The following is a 19524-nucleotide window of genomic DNA, read 5'->3' on the forward strand; positions in this document are numbered from 1 at the left end:
GAACTAGAACTGGTATCAGTTCTGCCAAAGCGTTCTGAGGCAGTGTCAGAAAGCGTGCCGCGTACGGCGGAATCCCGCAGGAGGCAGTCAGCCATGACCGAGCTCGTGGAACACGGACAGCTGTTCATCGGCGGGGAGCTTGTGGACCCGCTCGGCAAGGACGTCATCGAGGTGATCTCGCCGCACACGGGCCGGGTCTTCGCAACGGTCCCGCATGCCGCGCCCGCCGATGTCGACCGGGCCGTCGCCACCGCGCGCAAGGCGTTCGACGAGGGCCCCTGGCCCCGGATGAGCCTCGACGAGCGGATCGAGGTGATCACAAAGATCAAGGACGCGATCGCCGTACGGCACGAGGAGATCGCCCGCGTCATCAGCTCCGAGAACGGCACCCCGTACACCTCGAGCGTCATGGTGCAGGCCCTCGCCGCGATGATGGTCTGGGACTCGGCGCTCACGGTCGCGCGCAACTTCACGTACGAGGAAGCACGCGACGGAGCCCTCGGCAAGATCCTCGTCCGGCGCGAGCCGGTGGGCGTCGTGGCGGCCGTGGTCCCGTGGAACGTCCCGCAGTTCACCGCCGCCGCCAAGCTCGCGCCCGCGCTGCTCGCCGGGTGCCCGGTCATCCTCAAGACCTCGCCGGAAGCGCCGCTCGACTCCTACATCCTCGCCGAGATCGCCACCGAGGCCGGGCTGCCCAAGGGCGTGCTCTCGATCATCTCGGCGGACCGCGAGGTCAGCGAGTACCTCGTCGGGCACCCCGGAATCGACAAGGTGTCCTTCACCGGGTCCGTCGGCGCGGGCAAGCGCGTCATGGAGGTCGCCGCCCGCAATCTCACCCGCGTGACCCTGGAGCTGGGCGGCAAGTCGGCCGCGGTGATCCTGCCGGACGCCGACGCGGCGAGCGCCGTCGCGGGGATCGTGCCCTTCGCCTGGATGATCAACGGCCAGGCGTGCGTGGCCCAGACCCGCATCCTCGTGCCGCACTCCCGCTACGACGAGTTCGCCGAGGCCTTCGCCGCGGCGGCCGGCGCGCTCAAGGTCGGCGACCCGCTCGACCCGGCCACCGAACTCGGCCCGCTGGTCGCCAAGCGCCAGCAGCAGCGCTCCCTCGACTACATCCGCATCGGCCAGGAGGAAGGCGCCAAGATCCTCACGGGCGGCGGCCGTCCGGCGGGACTCGACGAGGGCTGGTACGTCGAGCCGACGCTCTTCGGCGGCGTCGACAACTCCATGCGCATCGCCCGCGAGGAGATCTTCGGCCCGGTCATCTGCCTTCTTCCGTACGGCGACGAGAGCGAAGCCGTGAAGATCGCCAACGACTCGGACTACGGGCTCAGCGGCAGCGTCTGGACCGCGGACGTGGAGCGCGGCATCGACATCGCGCGCCGGGTGCGCACCGGGACGTACTCCGTGAACACCTTCAGCCTCGACATGCTCGGACCGTTCGGCGGCTACAAGAACTCCGGTGTGGGGCGGGAGTTCGGGCCCGAGGGGTACGGCGAGTACTTCGAGCACAAGATGATCCATCTGCCGGGCGGCTATGAGGGGACGGGTGCCTGATGGGGGACCGCTGGCACGTCGAGGTGGACCGGTCCGTGTGCATCGGCTCGGGGATGTGCGTGCTGACCGCTCCCGGCGGTTTCGAACTCGACTCCGCCCGGCAGTCGCACCCCGTCGCCGCCGACACCGACGCGAACGAGAAGGTCCTCGAAGCGGCGGAGGGCTGCCCGGTAGAGGCGATCACGATCACGCTGGCGGGCAGCGGGGAGGTCGTGTTCCCGCCGGAGGACTAGCCGTTCGCTCCGGAAGGCTGACGGGGCCTTCCGGCCGGACGGGGATCTTCACGTTTGTGACGGTCCGGGCACCACCTGATGTTTCCGCGGTGCCCGCCCTGTGCGGTCGAACAGGTCGAACGGGACTTTACGCATGCGTTCCGCACGCCCATCCGATGACATCTGTGACTGTCCGCTCCCTTTGCGGTCTGCAACTCTCCTTGCGACGCCGCATGGGGAGGGGAAACCGTGGACAAGCGGTACGAGGTCTACTGTCTGGCCGACAGGCTCTTCTACGAGACTCCGGACCGCTTGTCCGCGGGCGGCACCGGCGCCCCCGAGTTCGGGACGGCCGGCCGCGCGGTCCCGGAAGGGTGGCGCTCGGCGCGCACCGGCGACTGGCTGACCCTGGGCCCGGTCGACGAGGACGGGCACTCGCGGCCCGCGCCCGCGCAGGGCTGGAAGATCCATGTCTCCGCCACGCTGGACAACGCCGACCGGATGGCTGCGGTCGTGTGGGACTACTGCGTGCCCCGCGCCGTGCCCTTCAAGTTCATAGCGGGGCGCCATCTGCTGCATCTGCGCAACAGCAAGTACGCGGGACGGGACGGCAGCGGCAAGTTCGCCACGATCTACCCGGCCGACGAGGACCAACTGCACATGGTGTTACGCGAGTTGGGCAAGGCGCTCGAAGGGTGCGAAGGTCCCTACATCCTCACCGATCTGCGCTGGCAGGAAGGACCGCTGTACGTCAGGTACGGCGCATTCACCCGCCGCATGTGCGCGGACGGGCGCGGCGCCCTGGTCCCCGCGATCGAGGACGACCGGGGCAGGCTCGTCCCCGACTCGCGCGACCCGGCCTTCCGGGTGCCCGAGTGGGTGACGCTGCCGCCCTTCCTCGAACCCCAGCTCGCCGAGCGCAACCGGACGACGGTCACCGACCTGCCGTACCGCATGGAGAAGGCCCTGCACTTCTCCAACGGCGGCGGTGTCTACATGGGCACCGACACCCGCGACGGCCGCAAGGTCGTCCTGAAGGAGGCCCGCCCGCACGCGGGTCTCGCATCGGACGGGGCCGACGCCGTGGCCCGCCTCGAGCGCGAGCGGGACGCGCTGGAGAAGCTGGCGGGCCTCGGCGTCGCGCCCGAGGTGCGCGACTGGTTCGAACTCGGCGGCCACCGCTTCCTCGTCATGGACTTCCTGGAGGGCCGCACCCTCAACTCCTTCTTCGCCGACCGCCATCCGCTGTGCGTCAGCGAACCGGACGCCGACGCGATCGCCGCGTACACGGACTGGGCGCTGCGGATCCACCGGTCCGTCGAGAACGCCGTGACGGCGGTGCACGGGCGGGGGGTCGTCTTCAACGACCTGCACCTCTTCAACATCATGGTCGCGCCCGACGAACGGAGCGTCGCACTCCTCGACTTCGAGGCGGCGACCGCCGTGGACGCGGGCGGACGCCAGGTCGTCGCCCACCCCGGATTCGTCGCGCCCCCCGACCGCACCGGCAAGGACGTCGACCGGTACGCGCTTGCCTGTCTGCGGCTCGCGCTGTTCCTGCCGGTCACCACGCTGCTGGCCGTCGACCGGGGCAAGGCGGCGCATCTCGCGCAGGTGATCGCGGCCGAATTCCCGGACGTACCAAGGGAGTTCCTCGCCGAGGCGGTGGCTGAGATCGAGCGGGTCGTACCCGGTGAGAAGGGTGTCTCCGGGCCCCTCTTCTCGGCCTCTTCGGCGGGGGCCGCCGCACCTTTCGTCGACCCCGCCGACTGGCCGCGCAGCCGGGACTCGATGGTCAAGGCCATCCTCGCCTCGGCGACCCCGGAGCGCGACGACCGGCTCTTCCCCGGCGACATCGCGCAGTTCGCCGAAGGCGGCGGCCTCGGCCTCGCGCACGGCGCCGCCGGAGTGCTGCTCGCCCTCGCCGAAAGCGGCGGCGAACGCTACGAAGAGGGCGAACGGTGGCTCCTGAAGCACACCGAACCCGCCCCGCCCGGTACGCCGTTGGGGCTCGACGACGGCCTCGCGGGCATCGCCCACGTCCTTGACCGGCTCGGTCACCGCAACCGCGCCCTCGACCTGACGGGACTCATCCTCCAGGAGAACTGGCAGCGGCTCCCCTCCGACCTGCACGGCGGCCTCGCCGGGCTCGGCCTCGCCCTCGACGCCCTCGCCGAGAGCACCGGCGAGCGCGCGCTCGGCCAGTACGCCCTGAAGGCGGCGGAGCTGCTCGGCGAGCGGCTCACCGCGGCGCACCCGCCCGAGGGGAAGCCACGGGCCGGCCTGCTGCACGGGGCCACCGGGCCTGCACTGCTCTTCCTTCGGCTGTACGAGCGGAACGGCGATCCCGCGCTCCTCGACCTGGCGGCGCGTGCGCTGCGCACGGACCTCGCCCGGTGCGTGGCGCGGCCCGACGGGAGCCTCGGCGTCGACGAGGGCTGGCGCACGATGCCCTACCTCGGCGAAGGCAGCGTCGGCATCGGGATGGTGCTCGACGACTACCTCGCGCATCGGGACGACGCCGGGTTCGAGGCGGCGCGGCCGGGCATCCTGGCCGCCGCACGCTCACGCTTCTGCGTGCAGCCGGGCCTGTTCCGGGGGCGGGCCGGACTGCTCCTTCACGTCAACCGCAGCACCGCGCCGGGCATCACGCCCGATGAAGTCGCCGCGCAGATCGAAGAACTCGGCTGGTTCGCCATGTCGTACGAGGGGCAACTCGCCTTCCCCGGCGAGCAGATGATGCGCCTCTCCATGGACCTGCACACCGGGACGGCGGGCTGTCTCCTCGCCCTCGCCGCCGCGCTCGGCGACGGCCAAGCGCACATCCCCTTCCTGCCGCCGCTGCCGCGGCCCCAGAGCCGGTCCCGCGATTCAGCGGGGTCGTGACACAACCCATAAGAAGCACCACGTCCCCAAGAGAGAGGGAAGCTCATGGCACTCCTCGACCTGCAGAGCATGGAGTCCGACGAGATGACGGGTGGCGGAGGCGGCGGCAGCCAGCTCAGCCTGCTCCTGTGCTGGAGCACCGCCAGCATCACCCTTTGTCTGTGACGCCACTTCGCGACTGACGGCACGGAATTGAGGGCCCGGACGGCACCGGCAAAGGCCGTCCGGGCCCGCCGCCACCGCCACGGACAGCAGGGCCCGCAGGCCACCGGGCCTGGCAGGCCACGAGGACGACGAGGACCCGCACCGCATGGCGACGACGACCCCCCGTCCGCAGCACCACCCCACATCCGACGCCGGCCTGTTGCGCGCCGCGACCCGCCACAGTGCCGCCCGCTGCACGGTCCTTGCGCTGTGCACCGTCGCGGCCGCGGGCGCGAGCCTGCTCCTGCCGCTCGCGATCGGCCGCGCCCTGGACGCCGTCCTGACCGGCCATGCGACCGGCGACGCGACCGGCGACGGCGGATCCGACGCCACCCGCTGGATCCTCGTGTGCTCGGCGCTGATCGGCGTCAGCGCCCTCCTCGACGCCGTCGACGGCGTCGTCACCGGGACCACCAACGCCCGCACCACGGCCTGGCTGCGCGGCCGCGTCGCCCGCCATGTGCTCGCCGTCGGCCCGCGCACCACCGCACGCTTCGCCCACGGCGACCTGGTGGCCCGCCTCGTCGACAACGCCGCACACGCGGGCATCGCGCCCGCCACCCTGGCCGGGCTGCTCGCCGCCCTGGTCACACCCGTCGGCGCCGTGGTGGCCCTCGCCCTGATCGACGGCCTGCTCGCCGTGGTGTTCATCGCCGGGGTGCCCGTACTCGTCCTGCTCCTGCGGGCGTTCGTGCGCGTCTCGTCGGACTGCGTGGCGCGCTACCAGCGGGTCCAGGGGGACATCGCGGGCCGCCTGAGCGAGGCGATCGGCGGGGCCAGGACCATCGCGGCCGCGCGCACCGAGGACAAGGAGGCGGCGCGCGTCCTTGAGGCGCTGCCCGAACTCACCCGCCAGGGGCACCGGACGTGGCGGGCCCAAGGCCGCTCCCAGGCGCAGGCGGTCATGGTCGCGCCGATCCTGCAGCTGGCGGTCGTAGCCGTGGCGGGCCACCTTCTTCTCCAACACCGCATCACAGTCGGCGAGTTGCTTGCCGCATCCCGGTACGCGGTGCTCGCCACCGGGATCGGGATGCTCGTCGGACAGCTGGGCGGCCTGGTGCGGGCGAGGGCGGCGGCGCGGCGCCTGGGAGAGGTGCTCGCGGAACCGGAGACCGCGTACGGAGCGGCCGAACTCCCTGCGGGGGGAGGGCTGTTGGAGCTGCGTGGGATCAAGGTGACGCGGGGTGGACGTGCCGTGCTCGACGGCGTCGACCTGACGGTGCCCGCGGGCGGCACGCTCGCCGTGGTCGGCCGTTCCGGCGCGGGCAAGTCGCTGCTCGCCTCCCTCGCGGGGCGGCTCGCCGACCCCGACGAAGGGGACGTACGCCTCGACGGTGTCCCGCTGCGCTCGCTCGGCCGCGCCGAGCTGCGCCGCGAGGTCGGCTACGCCTTCGAACGCCCCGCGCTGCTCGGCGCGACCCTGGAGGACACGATCGGCTTCGGCGCCCCGCGTCCGGCCCCCGCCCGCATCCGCGAAGCGGCCGGCGCGGCCCGCGCCGACACCTTCATCACCCGCCTGCCCGACGGCTACGCCACCCCCTGCGCCCAGGCGCCGCTGTCCGGCGGCGAGGTCCAACGCCTGGGTCTGGCAAGGGCGTTCGCGCGCGGCGGGCGGCTGCTGATCCTGGACGACGCGATGTCGAGCCTGGACACCGTGACGGAACACCACATCGCCGAGGCCCTGCTCCACCGCACCCCGCACCGCAGCCGCCTGATCATCGCCCACCGGGCCACGACGGCGGCCCGTGCGGACGCGGTGGCCTGGCTGCACGAGGGTCGGATCCGAGCGGTGGGAACGCACGCGGAGCTGTGGGAGCGAGCGGAGTACCGGGAGGTGTTCGGCGCGTGACAAGCCCGCCCACAGAAGCCCAAAGCCCCTACCGCCGGGGTGTCCGCTTCCTGTGGCGCAGGTGGCCGGTGGTGCTGCGGCTCGCCCTCTGGTCCGTACTGGAGACCGGGCAGACCTTCCTCACCGGGTACGCCCTCGCGCGCGCCCTGGACGACGGGTTCCTCGCGGGGGACGAGGCGGTCGGCCTCGGGTGGCTCGGCGCGGGCGCGCTGGGGGTGGCGGCCGCCGCGTACGGCACGGGGCGGGTGTACCGCGCGGTCGCCGACCTCGTGGAACCCCTGCGGGACACCCTCGTGCGGCAAGTCGTCGACCGGGGCCTGCGGGAGGCGGACGGCGCCGCCGTGTCCCGCCTCACCCAGCAGGTGGAGATCGCCAGGGACACCTTCGCGGGCCTGGTGATGGTGTCCCGCTCCTTCGTCCTCACGGCGGTGGGCGCGCTGGTCGGCCTGTTCTCGCTGGCCCCGCTGCTCCTCCTGGTGGTCGCGCCGCCGCTGCTGGCGGGCATCGCCCTCTTCCTCGTGTCCCTGCGGCCCCTTGCCCGCCGCCAGGAGACGTTCCTCGTCGCGGACGAGGGCATCGCGGGCCAACTGGGCACGGTCTGCCCGGGGTTGCGGGACGTCGCCGCGGCGGGCGCGGAGCGGGACGTGGCCGCGGACCTGGACCGAGGCGTCGCCGCGGAGTACGCGGCGGCCCGCGCCCTCGCCCGCTGGGGCATCCTGCGCACGGCGGCACTGGCGACCGGCGGCCAGCTCCCGCTAGTCCTGCTCCTCGCCACGGCCCCCTGGCTCCTGAACCACGGAGTGACACCGGGCGCCCTGGTAGGAGCCATCGCCTACGTGACCCAGGCCCTGCTCCCCGCCCTGCACAACTTGATCAACGGCCTGGGCACCAGCGGCTCCCGCCTGGCGGTGGTCCTCCAGCGACTTGCGTGGGTGCCGCCGGTTCGGCAGGCCGAGGGCGCGCCGGGCTCCTCGCCTGTGTCGGGCTCCGAGCCCCGGCCGGGCTCCGCGCCTGAGCCCGGCTCCGCGCCTGAGCCGGGATACGTGCCTGCTCCGGGATCTGTGCCCGCGTCGAGTTCCGCGTCCGCGTCGGGATCCGTGCCCGGGCCGGAATCCGTGTTGGCGGCCGGGTCGGAATCCGAGCCCGTGTCGGGCTCTGCGTCTGAGCCGCGCTCCGTGCGCGCGCCGAAATCCGTGCCTGCGCCGGGCTCCCCGCCCGAGCCGGAATCCGTGTGGGCGTCCGCGTCTGAGCCGGGCGCTCCGCCAGAGCCGGACCCCGCGCCCGCGCCGCACCCCGCGTCAGCCCCAGACCCCAAAGCCCTCAATTCCGACACCTCCGAGCCGGCGCCCGCCCTCCACCTGTCCCGCGTCACCTTCGCCTACGGCCCCCGCGCCGAACCCGTCGTACGCGAGCTGTCGCTCACCGTCCCCCGCGGCGGTCACCTGGCCGTCGTCGGGCCCAGCGGGATCGGGAAGTCGACGCTGGCGGGGCTGGTCGCCGGGCTGCTGACGCCGGGGGAGGGGATCGTCCGGGTGGACGGGAAGGCGGTGCTGGGGCAAGAGGCCGTGGCGCGGCGGGTGTTGATTCCGCAGGAGGCGTACGTCTTCAGTGGCTCGGTGCGGGAGAATCTGGCCTATCTGCGGGCGGACGCCGTGCCGGACGGCGAGCTGGCGGCGGCCGCGCGGGCCGTCGGGGCCGACGTGCTCATCGAACGGCTCGGCGGGCTCGCGGCGCCGGTCGACCCGGGCGCGCTCTCCGCGGGCGAGCGCCAGCTCATGGCGCTGACCCGCGCCCATCTCTCGCACGCACCGCTCGCCCTCCTCGACGAGGCCACCTGCCATCTCGACCCGGTGGCCGAGTCCCGCGCCGAACGCGCGTTCGCGGCCCGCCCCGGCGGCACCCTCGTCGTCATCGCCCACCGCATCAGCTCGGCCCGGCGCGCGGACCGGATCCTGGTGATGGACGGGCCGCGCACCCTGTGCGGCAGCCATGCGGAGCTCGTTGAATGCTCCGCGCTCTACCGTGATCTGGCTGGTAACTGGGGCCCCGCGAACGGGACTTCAGACCCAGCCCTCCCCGCGCGAGATCCGGATCGCGTCGATCCTGTTGCGGGCCCCGGTCTTGCGGGTGATGGCGGCCATGTAGTTGCGCACCGTCCCGTTGGACAGATGCAGGCGGTGCGCTATCTCGGCGACGGGAGCGCCCCCGGCGGCGAGTGAGAGCACCATCAACTCCCGGTGGGTCAGCGGCATCTGAGCGGCCCTCAGGAATCCGTGACCCAGCGAATCGTCCACGTACCGGTGGCCGGCCGCCACCGTCCTGATCCCGGCCAGCAGCCGTTCGGGGCCGCTGCCCTTGTCGACGTATCCGAGTGCTCCGGCGTCCATGCTGCGGCGCAGCAGGCCGGGACGGTCTCCGCTGGCCAGGACGAGGATCGGGCAGCCCGGGTGGCCCGGGGCGCCGCTCAGCGGCCGGGACAGCTCCTCGAACGCGTCGGACGCGTACTCCGTCTCGCTGTCGGGGTCGACCACGCAGAGGTCGGGCCGCACCGCGCCCGTCCGCTCGCGGGCGTTGTTCCACGGCGCATGGAACACCTCCAGGTCCGGCTCCCTGGCGAGACGTTCCGCCAGGGCCGATCGCAGCAGACAGGCATCGTGCACGAGAAGTACCCGGATCACGTTCCGCCCCTCCAGCTCTGCCACGGTTCCGGCTGCTTCGTTCAGCACGTAAGCCATTCATAGTGGCGCCGAGGGTCCGCACGGACGCGGATAACTGGCCAAGCACGACCGGGAGAGGCGCGGGGGCGCAATTGCCAGGCGACAGTGCGCCCCCTGTGCCCCGTGCGCGGGGGTCTACGCCGCTTCCGGCACCGTCAGGTCGATGAGGCGGCACACCATCTCGATGTCGATCTTGACCTGGGCGATCGACGCCCGCCCGGAGAGCCAGGTGATCAGGGCCGAGTGCCAGGTGTGCTCGATGACCCTGACCGCCGAGAGCTGCTCGGGCGTCGGCGGCTCCGTCAGGCCCATCGCGTCCAGGATGATCGCCGTGGTCAGCCGCGAGACCGTGTCCACCTCGGGGCTCACCGAACGGTCGGCGAAGGTCAGCGCCCGCACCATCGCGTCCGCCAGGTGCGGCTCGCGCTGCAGGGCGCGGAAGGCCCGCATCAGCGTCTCGGCGACCCGCTCGGCCGGGGTCTCGCCGGCGGGCGGGCGCTTGCGGATCGTCCCGTGCATGTGCTGCAGCTGGTCCTGCATCGTCGCGACCAGGAGATGCACCTTGGAGGGGAAGTAGCGGTACAGCGTGCCGAGCGCGACGCTGGAGGACTCGGCGACCTCACGCATCTGCACCGCGTCGAAGCCGCCCCTGCTGGCGAGCTGGGCGCTGGCGTGCAGGATGCGGCGGCGGCGCGCCTCCTGCCGTTCGGTCAGGGGCGGCGACGCCGGATCAGCCGCCGTGACGTCCACTGCTCTGGCTTCCGCTGTCATATGTCCCGTTGTTCCGTCGTCCCGTTCCGGCCAGGTGGGGTCTCCCCTGCTCGAGCGGAGCCGAGAGCTTGGGGAAGGGTCAGCATGGCAGGGCGCCCGCCGTGGCGCGAATCACCTGATCCGGGCCTTACAGCTCGGCTACCTGCCGGTAGATTCAGAGCTCGTTCAGCGATCACTCAACGATCAAGTCTGAAACTTGTTCTAGATTACCGTCCCGGCGTAACCTCGCGGACAACTGCACGGAGAAGGGGGCCGAGAGTGACCGCTGAGGCCATGGAGGCGGGCCCCCGAGAGGGCTCCGACGCCGACGGCGAACGACCGTTGCGCATCGCTCTCCTCACGTACAAAGGGAACCCGTTCTGCGGGGGACAGGGCGTCTACGTACGCCATCTCTCGCGCGAGCTCGCCCGCCTCGGCCACAGCGTCGAAGTGATCGGCGCACAGCCCTATCCCGTCCTGGACGAGGGCGAGGGTCTTGCGGGCCTCAGGCTCACCGAGCTGCCGAGCCTCGACCTCTACCGCTCGCCCGACCCCTTCCGTACGCCGAAGCGCGACGAGTACCGCGACTGGGTCGACGCGCTCGAAGTGGCGACGATGTGGACCGGCGGCTTCCCCGAGCCCGCCACCTTCAGCCTCCGCGCCCGCCGCCATCTGCGCGCCAGGCGGGGCGAGTTCGACGTCGTACACGACAATCAGACGCTCGGCTACGGCCTGTTGGGCGACCTGGGCGCACCGCTCGTCTCGACGATCCACCACCCCATCACCGTGGACCGCCGGTTGGAGCTGGACGCGGCGCCCGACTGGAAGCGCCGGATGTCCGTGCGCCGCTGGTACGCGTTCACCCGCATGCAGAAGCGCGTGGCCCGCAGGCTGCCCTCCGTGCTCACCGTCTCCGGCACCTCGCGCCAGGAGATCGTCGACCACCTCGGCGTACGCGACGACCGCATCAGCGTCGTCCACATCGGCGCCGACACGAACCTCTTCTCGCCCGACCCGTCCGTCCCCGAGGTGCCGGGCCGCATCGTGACCACGTCCAGCGCGGACGTCCCGCTCAAGGGCCTGATCTACCTCATCGAGGCGCTTGCCAAGGTCCGCACCGAGAACCCCGCGGCCCACCTCGTCGTCGTCGGCAAGCGCGCCGAGGACGGGCCGGTGGCCCAGGCCATCGAGCGGCACGGCCTGCAGGGCGCCGTCGAGTTCGTCAAGGGCATCACCGACGCCGAACTGGTCGACCTGGTCCGCTCGGCGCAGATCGCGTGCGTGCCTTCTCTCTACGAGGGCTTCTCGCTCCCCGCGGCGGAGGCGATGGCGACCGGTACGCCGCTGCTCGCGACGACCGGCGGCGCGATCCCGGAGGTCGCGGGCCGGGACGGCGAGACCTGTCTCGCGGTGCCGCCGGGCGACCCGGGCGCCCTTGCCGACGGCCTGACCCGGCTGCTCGGCGACCGCGAACTGCGCGTCCGCCTGGGCGCCGCGGGCCGCGAGCGTGTGCTCGCCAACTTCACCTGGGCCCGCGCCGCCCAGGGCACCGCAGAGCTGTACCGCGCGGCGATCGCCCGCAACGCGGGTTTGCAATCCGGCCGCCGCCCCGCGGCCACCCCGACATACTCCGGGAGCCATCGCTGATGCTGACCGTCGACTTCACCCGCTTCCCGCTCGCCGCGGGCGACCGCGTACTCGATCTGGGCTGCGGCGCGGGCCGGCACGCCTTCGAGTGCTACCGGCGCGGCGCCCAGGTGGTGGCACTCGACCAGAACGGCGAGGAGATCCGCGAGGTCGCCAAGTGGTTCGCCGCGATGAAGGAGGCGGGCGAGGCCCCGGCCGGCGCCACGGCGACCGCGATGGAGGGCGACGCGCTCAACCTCCCTTTCCCCGACGCCTCGTTCGACGTCGTGATCATCTCCGAGGTCATGGAGCACATCCCCGACGACAAGGGCGTACTTGCGGAGATGGTCCGGGTCCTCAAGCCCGGCGGCCGCATCGCCGTGACCGTCCCGCGCTACGGCCCCGAGAAGGTCTGCTGGGCCCTGTCGGACGCCTACCACGAGGTCGAGGGCGGGCACATCCGCATCTACAAGGCGGACGAACTGCTCGGCAGGATGCGCGAAGCGGGCCTCAAGCCGTACGGCACGCACCACGCGCACGCCCTGCACTCGCCGTACTGGTGGCTCAAGTGCGCGTTCGGCGTGGACAACGACAAGGCGCTGCCGGTGCGGGCGTACCACAAGCTCCTGGTCTGGGACATCATGAAGAAGCCCCTTGCGACGAAGGTGGCGGAGCAGCTGCTCAACCCGATCGTCGGCAAGAGCTTCGTGGCGTACGCGACCAAGCCGCACCTGCCGAAGGCCGACGCGAACACCGACGCGAACACCGACGCGAAGACCGACGCGTGACGAGCCCGGAGCGGACGGAGCACCTCGTCCTGCCCGGAGTCCTGACGGCCGATCAGGCCGCGCACACGGTACGCGGGATACTCGCCGTCCAGCGCGAGGACGGCGCGATCCCGTGGTTCCGCGGCCACCACCTGGACCCGTGGGACCACACCGAGGCCGCGATGGCGCTGGACGCGGCGGGCGAGCACGCGGCGGCGGCCCGCGCCTACGAGTGGCTGGCCCGGCACCAGAACCCGGACGGCTCCTGGTACGCGGCATACGCCGACGGCGACCCGCACGACGTGACGGACCGGGGCCGCGAGACGAACTTCTGCGCCTACCTGTCGGTCGGCGTCTGGCACCACTACCTCTCGACGGGCGACGACGCGTTCCTGGACCGCATGTGGCCCGCGGTAGTGGCATCGGTGGAGTTCGTCCTCGCTCTCCAACAACCCGGCGGCGAGATCGGCTGGAAGCGCGAGCCCGACGGCACCCCGGTGAACGAGGCGCTCCTGACCGGCAGTTCATCGATCCACCAGGCACTGCGCTGCGCCCTGGCGATCGCGGACCAACGCGAAGAACCCCAGCCCGACTGGGAGTTGGCCACGGGCTCGCTCGCCCACGCGATCCGCAGCCACCCCGAGCGGTTCCTGGACAAGGACCGCTACTCGATGGACTGGTACTACCCGATCCTGGGCGGCGCGCTGACGGGCGAGCGGGCCAAGTCCCGCATGGAGGCGGACTGGGACCGCTTCGTCGTCCCCGGCCTCGGCGTGCGCTGTGTGGTCCCCAACAACTGGGTGACGGGCGGCGAGAGCGCCGAACTGGCCCTCTCCCTCTGGGTGTTGGGCGAGTCGGACCGCGCCCTGGAGATCCTGCAGTCCATCCAGCACCTGCGCGACCCGGAGTCCGGCCTCTACTGGACGGGCTACGTCTTCGACGACAAGGCGATCTGGCCCCGTGAGCTGACGTCATGGACGGCGGGCTCGATCCTGCTCGCCGTGGCGGCGCTGGGCGGCGACGAGGCCACCTGCGCGGTGTTCTCGGGCGACCGGCTGCCGGTGGGCCTCGCCCCGGAGTGCTGCGGGGCTCCGGCCGGGGGTCAGTAGCGGCGCAGGCGCCCCGCGATGGCGTGGCCCACGAAGACGTACACGACGGCTGCGAGCCCGTACCCCGCGACGACCCGCGCCCAGGCGTCATCGAACGTGAACAGATCGTGTGACCAGCCCGCGAGCCAGCGCGCCACGTCATGCACGAATTGGACGAGGTCGTTGGCGCGGTTGGCGTCGAGCAGGTACATCAGGATCCAGAGCCCGAGGATGACGCCCATCACATCGGCGACGACCGCGATGATCTTCGCTGCTTGGCCGGTGGCTTGGGCGCGCCGGCCGGACATGTGTCGGGTGGACATGGGGGACGGGTACCGGGCGCGGCCCGCTTGAAACACGGACTGCTTGAAACCCGTACGGGCCTGCTCGGGTGGGGGAGCTGGCGAGGGGCTGAGGACAAGAGCTGCTGGTCCCGCGGACGACTAATCCCGCGGCGCGGCCTTCTCCAGATCATCGATCGTGCCGGACATGACGGTCCGGACATGCTCCGTGAGGTGCTCCGCGGGCCAGTCCCACCACGCCACCGCGAGCAGCCGCTCCACCTCCGACTCGCTGTATCGCGTACGAATCAGCTTGGCGGGATTGCCGCCGACCACCCCGTAGTCGGGAACGTCGTCCACCACCACGGACCCGGAAGCGATCACCGCCCCGTGCCCGATGCGCACACCGGGCATCACCATCACGTCGTACCCGAACCAGACGTCATGCCCGACGACGGTGTCACCCCGCCCCGGCAGCCCGCTGATCAGATCGAAGTGCTCGGACCATGCGCCGCCCATGATGGGGAAGGGGAAGGTGGACGGCCCGTCCATGCGGTGGTTGGCGCCATTCATGATGAAGCGCACCCCCGTCCCGAACGCACAGAACTTTCCGATGCGGAGCTTCTCCGGCCCGTAGTGATAGAGCACGTTGCGCGTCTCGAAGTCGGTGGCGTGCTCCGGGTCGTCGTAGTACGAGTACTCACCGACCTCGATCAACTCAGACTTCACCAGCGGCTTCAGGAGCACGACACGGGGCTGGTCCGGGAACGGGTGCAGCACCGTCGGATCGGCCGGTACGAGATTCATGGGTGCGCTGCCTTCCGCTCCTGGTGAGTGGCCCCGCCTCCGTGAACGGCCGGGCCATGCGGCAGCATAGGGCGGCCCCCAGACGAACCCCACCGCATTTTCGATCTTTACGACCTGACGATCCTTACGACCGGGAGGAACCCCATGGCCGCCGCCGCGCAGCCCAAGCCGGAGATCCTGGCCGCCTTCGAGGCGGCCAAGGGCTTCATGCCGGCCGACGAGGGCCTCGCCCTGTACGCCGCGGCGACCGAGGCCGCGGCGCTCGGCCTCCCGCTCCTGGAGGTCGGCACGTACTGCGGACGCTCCACGATCCTGCTCGCGGACGCCGCACGCGAGGCGGGCGTCACGGCGATCACGGTCGACCACCACCGCGGCAGCGAGGAGCAGCAGCCCGGCTGGGAGTACCACGACCCGGAGACGGTCGACCCCGAGGTCGGGCAGATGGACACGCTCCCGACCTTCCGCCGCACGCTGCACCACGCGGGCCTGGAGGAGCACGTGATCGCGATCGTGGGGCGCTCGCCGCAGGTGGCGAAGGCGTGGGGCGGGCCGCTGGGGCTTGTGTTCATCGACGGTGGGCACACGGACGAGCACGCCACGGCCGACTACGAGGGATGGGCGCCGCACGTCGCGCACGGCGGCCTTCTCCTGATCCACGACGTCTTCCCCGACCCCGTCGACATCATGACCGGCCAGGCCCCGTACCGCGTCTACCTCAGGGCACTGGAGTCCGGCGCGTTCACCGAGGTCTCGGCAACCGACTCGCTGCGCGTCCTGCGGCGAACGGGAGCGGGGATCTGACCCCGCCTTGGCCCGCGGCCTCACCGCCAGGGCGGTGTGGGCGTGCCGTCGGGATCAAGGCCGTACGGCCACGGTGAGGAATCCCCCCACCATCTGACGTGGCAGCGCAGGTCGCGGCACATGTAGTGGCCCCTGTCGGCTGCCTCCCGGAAGAGGAGTTCCGCGGCGTCCCGGTCCCCCGCCGCCTCCCGTGCGCTCGCCACCACGATCAGCCCGCAGATGTCGCCGGCGTCGACGGCCTGTCGCAGGAAACCTGCCGCGGCGATCCGGTCCCCTGCCGCTTCCCGCAGCCGGGCCAGCATGATCAGCACGCTGCTGTCGCCGGTGTCGAGGGCCCGCCGAAGGAGGTCTTCGGCGGCGTCCCGGTCACCCGCCGCTTCCCGCATCCGGGCCACCTCGGTCAGCATCGCGGTGTCGCCGGCGTCGAGGGCCTGTTGCAGGAGGCTTTCCGCGGCGATCCGGTCCCCTGCCGCTTCCCGTAGGGGGGCCAGCATGATCAGCGCGTTGGTGTCGCCCGCGTCGAGGGCCTGCTGGAGCAGGATCTCCGCGCCGTTCGGGTCCCCGGCGAGTTCCCGTATCTTCGCCAGGGCGAGCAGCGGGACGGTGTCGCCCTCATCGGCGGCCCGGCGGGCCAAGGTTTCCGCGGCGTCCCGGTCCCCCGACTCCTCGCGCAGGTGCATCAGCATGACCTGCGCGCGGGGGGCGCCCGCGTCGGCAGCCTGCCGGTCCAGGGCTTCGGCGGCGTCCCGGTCATCCGCCGCTTCCCGCATCCGGGCCAGGTCGCACAGCACGTCGGTGTCGCCGGCGTCGAGGGCCTGCCGGAAGAAGCCCTCCGCGGCGTCCCGGTCCCCACTCGCTTCCCGCATCCGCGCCAAGGTGACCAGCGCGCGGGTGTTGTCGGCGTCGGCGGCCTGTCGCAGGAGGACTTCCGCGCCGTCCGGGTCCCCCGCCTCTTTCCGCATCCCGGCCAGGTCGACCAGTGCGTCCGTGGAACCCGCGGCGGCGGCTCGGTGGTGGAGGTGGTGGGCCCACTGGAGCCGACAGTGGTTCCGGGCCGCGTCGGCGAGGTTGTTGAGGTCGTCGGGGTGGGTGAGGTGGGTGTGGGCGGCGGCCCAGAACGAGGTGGGTGGGCACAGGGCCCGTCGGTGGGTGCGACCGTGTTGTTCGAGGAAGTCGGCGAGCCTGAACACGGGGCTCGTCCCGCCGGTTCCCGCGGGGTGCGGGTTGCTGGACGGGCGCTGTCCGGGGCGGCTTCTGGTGCGGCGCAGAGGGGCTTGTTTGCCGTGGACCGCGCGGGCGAGGTCGGCGAAGGCCGATTCCGCCCAGTCCTCGGTGAGCGCGTCGTAGTCCTGGTCGCTGAGGTAGTCGAGTGCGGCGTCGGTGAGGAAGGCCTGGGGCAGGTGCAGGCCCACGCCGAGTCGGCGTGCGTCCACGGCCGCCTCCAGCACGGCACGCGTGGCGGGTGTGCCGTGCTCGAAGCGGCGCAGCAGTTCGGGTGCGCCCGCCAGATCCTGTGTCAGCCGCCCGTCGGCCTCGGCACGGGTGAGGGCATCCGCCAGCAACTGGTCGCCGCATCGGGCGAGCGTCGCTGCCGTGCACAGGGATTCCGGGTCGAAGATGTCCGGGACGGTGAGGGTGCGCCCGGCGAGCAGTTCCCGCGCGCGGCTGTGCGGATCCGGGGCACCGGCGCGTGGGAGTGCGGTGTACTCGTCGGCGTACTGAGGCCACAGGGTGCCCAGGACCAGGACGGGCCGGTGTTCGTCACCGGTGAGGATGCTGTGTACGGCCGCGGCGATCCGTTCGCCGATGCGCGGGTGGCCCAGGTAGTGCTGGGCCTCGTTGAGCCACACCACTGTGCGGGGCAGGACGTGTGCAAGGGCGTCGAGTGCCGCTGTGGCTCTGGTCGGGTCAAAGGGATGCCACAGCCGCCATCCTTCGCGCGCCAGCGGCTGGACGGCTTCCCAGCAGGCCCTGGTCTTGCCGGTCGACGACGAGCCGACCAGTACCACTATCCGGCTGCGGCCCTGCGCCGCGTCCAGGACCACTTCGGCGAGGACATGGTCGTGGGCGCGCGGGACATAGCCGGGCAGCTCCCGCTCCGGCCCACCCGGCTTATGCCTGCCGGGTGCGGCCCCGCCAGGGACAGGACCGGCGGGGTGGACTTCCAGGTGATGCGGGTCCCACTCGCCGATCGGCTTTCCCAGCCCCTGATCCTTTCCAGGAGCGGGGCCGGATTCTGCCGCGGCGACCCGCCTCAGATCCAGCAACATCCCGGCCTGCAGCCTCAGTACCCGGGCCAGGGCGACCACTGTCTCGGCCGACGGTACGGGCGCGTCGGTACGGAAGGCCTCCTGCACGGTCGTACGGCCGCGCCCCGCGCGAAGAGCCAGCTGTGTCTTGGTCAGCCGAGCGCGGGCCAGGCCATCGTTCAGATGCCGTCGCAGTTCCATGAGCGCGGCAGCAGATTCCGTCGGTCCGTCACGCACGTCGTCCGTCCCCGGCTCGGCGTGTTCGCCGGTGTTCATCTTCGCCCGGCCGGCCCCTGGCGCACACCGTTTCCGCAACCTTGGGTCTCATCAAAGTCGCAGATTCTGTGGGGAGTTGCCCATGTCCGGTCCTCTCGTGGTCCTGATTGCTGCCGCGTCGGTGACGGTCCTTGCGCTGCTGGCCGCCGCCGGTGCGGGCAAACTCGCCCGCATGGACGGCGCCACCTGCCCCACTGCTCTGATGCGGGCCGCCACCACCTTCGCTTCGGTCCTCACCCTCGCCGCGGCAGTGACCGGCGCGCTCGCCCAGGTGCTCTCCTGAGGAATGCGCCGGCACCACTGCCCCGAGCCGGCGGAGAATCCCGGGACCCTGCGCAGCACGTGGACGGCCCGTAAGGTGGCTGTCGTGTCGTACGTAGGTCCGGACAGTCATCCCCCACGCCCGCCCCGCCGTTTCAGCGGCGGCCCGCTCACCGTGACGCTCGCCGCGCTGGTGCCGACGTGCCTTGCGGGGTGGCTCATTTACGAGGCCACGAGCGGCCCCGGCGGCAGCGAGCCGCCGAGAACCCTCCCCGCGTCGAGCCAGTCGGCGCAGGGCTCGTCGTCCGCCGGGGCCTCCCCGTCAACGTCCGGCAAGGACGACAAGGGTGAGAAGGGCGACGGCAAGGAGGGCGGCGGCCCGAGCACCTCCAAGCCGGAGAAGCCGTCGAAGACCGACGGCGGTCGCCCCGCCGCCTCCGGCCCCCTCAAGGGCAAGGTCGTCGTGATCGACCCCGGCCACAATCCGGGCAACGTCAAGCACACGGCGGAGATCAACCGCCTGGTGAACATCGGGACGAACCGTAAGGAATGCGACACCACGGGCACGTCGACCAACAACGGCTACACCGAGGCCCAGTTCACCCTCGACGTCTCGCACCGCCTGCGCACCCTCCTCGAGAAGCAGGGCGCCACGGTCAAGTTCACCCAGGACGCCGATCGCCCCTGGGGCCCCTGCGTCGACGAGCGTGCCCGCATCGGCAACGAGGCCCACGCGGACGCCGTCGTCTCCGTCCACGCCGACGGCTCGGCGGCGGGCAACCGCGGCTTCCATGTGATCCTTCCCGCATCGGTGAAGTCGGGCGCCGCGGACACCACCAAGATCGTCGCCCCCTCCCGCGACCTCGGCGAACGCATCGCGGGCAAGTTCGTGAGCGCGACGGGCAGCGCTCCCTCCAACTACATCGGTGACGGCACGGGACTCGACGTACGCAAGGATCTGGGCGGCCTCAACCTGTCAACTGTTCCCAAGGTGTTCATCGAGTGCGGCAATATGCGGGACGCCAAGGACGAGGCACTGCTGACCAGTGGCGCGTGGCGGCAGAAGGCGGCGCAGGGGATCTCCGAGGGAATCGTGAGCTTCTTGCGCGGGTAGCGCGGGGGTCTGGGGGTCGGTCTTTATCCCGAGCAGACACCCCACCCACGTGGACGATAATGTCCTCCGTACGATG

At 71.8% G+C, this 19524-nt stretch carries 16 protein-coding genes and 1 pseudogene; 12 read left to right on the forward strand and 5 right to left on the reverse strand.

What is annotated here, in order from left to right:
- Positions 1-93: 93 nt before the first annotated feature.
- The 6 genes from AB0G47_RS01195 (at position 94) to AB0G47_RS01220 (ending at position 8930) form a co-directional block, all read left to right on the forward strand.
- Positions 94-1560 (forward strand): aldehyde dehydrogenase, encoded by a 1467-nt coding sequence (locus tag AB0G47_RS01195; RefSeq protein ID WP_360762709.1) that lies wholly within the window; start codon positions 94-96, stop codon positions 1558-1560.
- Positions 1560-1793 (forward strand): ferredoxin, encoded by a 234-nt coding sequence (locus tag AB0G47_RS01200; protein ID WP_360762712.1) that lies wholly within the window; start codon positions 1560-1562, stop codon positions 1791-1793. Before AB0G47_RS01195 ends, AB0G47_RS01200 begins: the two co-directional genes overlap by 1 nt.
- Before the next feature lie 228 nt (positions 1794-2021).
- Complete coding sequence (gene lanKC, locus AB0G47_RS01205; RefSeq protein ID WP_360762715.1) at positions 2022-4658, forward strand: class III lanthionine synthetase LanKC; 2637 nt, start codon at positions 2022-2024, stop codon at positions 4656-4658.
- Positions 4659-4703: 45 nt separating this feature from the next.
- Positions 4704-4823: a SapB/AmfS family lanthipeptide gene (locus AB0G47_RS01210; RefSeq protein ID WP_360762718.1), complete on the forward strand. Its 120-nt coding sequence runs from the start codon at positions 4704-4706 to the stop codon at positions 4821-4823.
- Positions 4824-4968: 145 nt separating this feature from the next.
- The gene (locus tag AB0G47_RS01215; protein ID WP_360762720.1) at positions 4969-6711 is read left to right on the forward strand and encodes an ABC transporter ATP-binding protein; all 1743 of its coding nucleotides are present in this window, start codon (positions 4969-4971) and stop codon (positions 6709-6711) included.
- A 68-nt stretch (positions 6712-6779) separates the two neighbouring features.
- Positions 6780-8930 (forward strand): ABC transporter ATP-binding protein, encoded by a 2151-nt coding sequence (locus AB0G47_RS01220; protein ID WP_360763897.1) that lies wholly within the window; start codon positions 6780-6782, stop codon positions 8928-8930.
- Here the strand turns inward: AB0G47_RS01220 and AB0G47_RS01225 are convergent.
- Positions 8856-9446, reverse strand: a pseudogene (locus AB0G47_RS01225) (response regulator transcription factor); the annotation flags it as partial. The gene AB0G47_RS01220 and the pseudogene AB0G47_RS01225 overlap by 75 nt on opposite strands.
- Before the next feature lie 117 nt (positions 9447-9563).
- Positions 9564-10199 carry a TetR family transcriptional regulator gene (locus AB0G47_RS01230; RefSeq protein WP_360762723.1) on the reverse strand — a complete coding sequence of 212 codons (636 nt, stop codon included), beginning with the start codon at positions 10197-10199 and terminating at the stop codon, positions 9564-9566.
- 258 nt (positions 10200-10457) lie between these two features.
- On the opposite strand from AB0G47_RS01230, the gene AB0G47_RS01235 reads away from it, so the two are divergent.
- Genes AB0G47_RS01235 through AB0G47_RS01245 form a run of 3 tightly spaced genes read left to right on the forward strand, consistent with a single transcriptional unit; the run spans position 10458 to position 13680 of the window.
- Positions 10458-11825 carry a glycosyltransferase family 4 protein gene (locus AB0G47_RS01235; RefSeq protein ID WP_360762726.1) on the forward strand — a complete coding sequence of 456 codons (1368 nt, stop codon included), beginning with the start codon at positions 10458-10460 and terminating at the stop codon, positions 11823-11825.
- On the forward strand, positions 11825-12592 hold the full coding sequence (locus tag AB0G47_RS01240) for a class I SAM-dependent methyltransferase (protein WP_360762729.1): 768 nt from the start codon (positions 11825-11827) through the stop codon (positions 12590-12592). Before AB0G47_RS01235 ends, AB0G47_RS01240 begins: the two co-directional genes overlap by 1 nt.
- Positions 12589-13680: a prenyltransferase gene (locus tag AB0G47_RS01245; RefSeq protein ID WP_360762732.1), complete on the forward strand. Its 1092-nt coding sequence runs from the start codon at positions 12589-12591 to the stop codon at positions 13678-13680. Before AB0G47_RS01240 ends, AB0G47_RS01245 begins: the two co-directional genes overlap by 4 nt.
- On the opposite strand, the gene AB0G47_RS01250 is transcribed toward AB0G47_RS01245, so the two are convergent.
- Together AB0G47_RS01250 and AB0G47_RS01255 are read right to left on the reverse strand one after the other, a co-directional pair.
- The gene (locus AB0G47_RS01250) at positions 13674-13967 is read right to left on the reverse strand and encodes a hypothetical protein (RefSeq protein WP_360763898.1); all 294 of its coding nucleotides are present in this window, start codon (positions 13965-13967) and stop codon (positions 13674-13676) included. The genes AB0G47_RS01245 and AB0G47_RS01250 overlap by 7 nt on opposite strands.
- 135 nt (positions 13968-14102) lie before the next feature.
- On the reverse strand, positions 14103-14747 hold the full coding sequence (locus AB0G47_RS01255; RefSeq protein WP_360762735.1) for a CatB-related O-acetyltransferase: 645 nt from the start codon (positions 14745-14747) through the stop codon (positions 14103-14105).
- Between the two features lie 144 nt (positions 14748-14891).
- On the opposite strand from AB0G47_RS01255, the gene AB0G47_RS01260 reads away from it, so the two are divergent.
- A complete protein-coding gene (locus tag AB0G47_RS01260; protein WP_360762738.1) occupies positions 14892-15548 on the forward strand; it encodes a class I SAM-dependent methyltransferase in 657 nt (218 codons plus the stop codon).
- Between the two features lie 20 nt (positions 15549-15568).
- On the opposite strand, the gene AB0G47_RS01265 is transcribed toward AB0G47_RS01260, so the two are convergent.
- Positions 15569-18073 carry a hypothetical protein gene (locus AB0G47_RS01265; protein WP_360762741.1) on the reverse strand — a complete coding sequence of 835 codons (2505 nt, stop codon included), beginning with the start codon at positions 18071-18073 and terminating at the stop codon, positions 15569-15571.
- A gap of 82 nt (positions 18074-18155) precedes the next feature.
- On the opposite strand from AB0G47_RS01265, the gene AB0G47_RS01270 reads away from it, so the two are divergent.
- On the forward strand, positions 18156-18356 hold the full coding sequence (locus AB0G47_RS01270) for a hypothetical protein (protein WP_360762744.1): 201 nt from the start codon (positions 18156-18158) through the stop codon (positions 18354-18356).
- 84 nt (positions 18357-18440) lie between these two features.
- Positions 18441-19448 carry an N-acetylmuramoyl-L-alanine amidase gene (locus AB0G47_RS01275; protein WP_360762747.1) on the forward strand — a complete coding sequence of 336 codons (1008 nt, stop codon included), beginning with the start codon at positions 18441-18443 and terminating at the stop codon, positions 19446-19448.
- Positions 19449-19524 lie beyond the last annotated feature (76 nt).

Origin of the sequence: Streptomyces sp. NPDC021622 (assembly GCF_040640795.1) — a bacterium.
Taxonomy (GTDB): Bacteria; Actinomycetota; Actinomycetes; order Streptomycetales; family Streptomycetaceae; genus Streptomyces.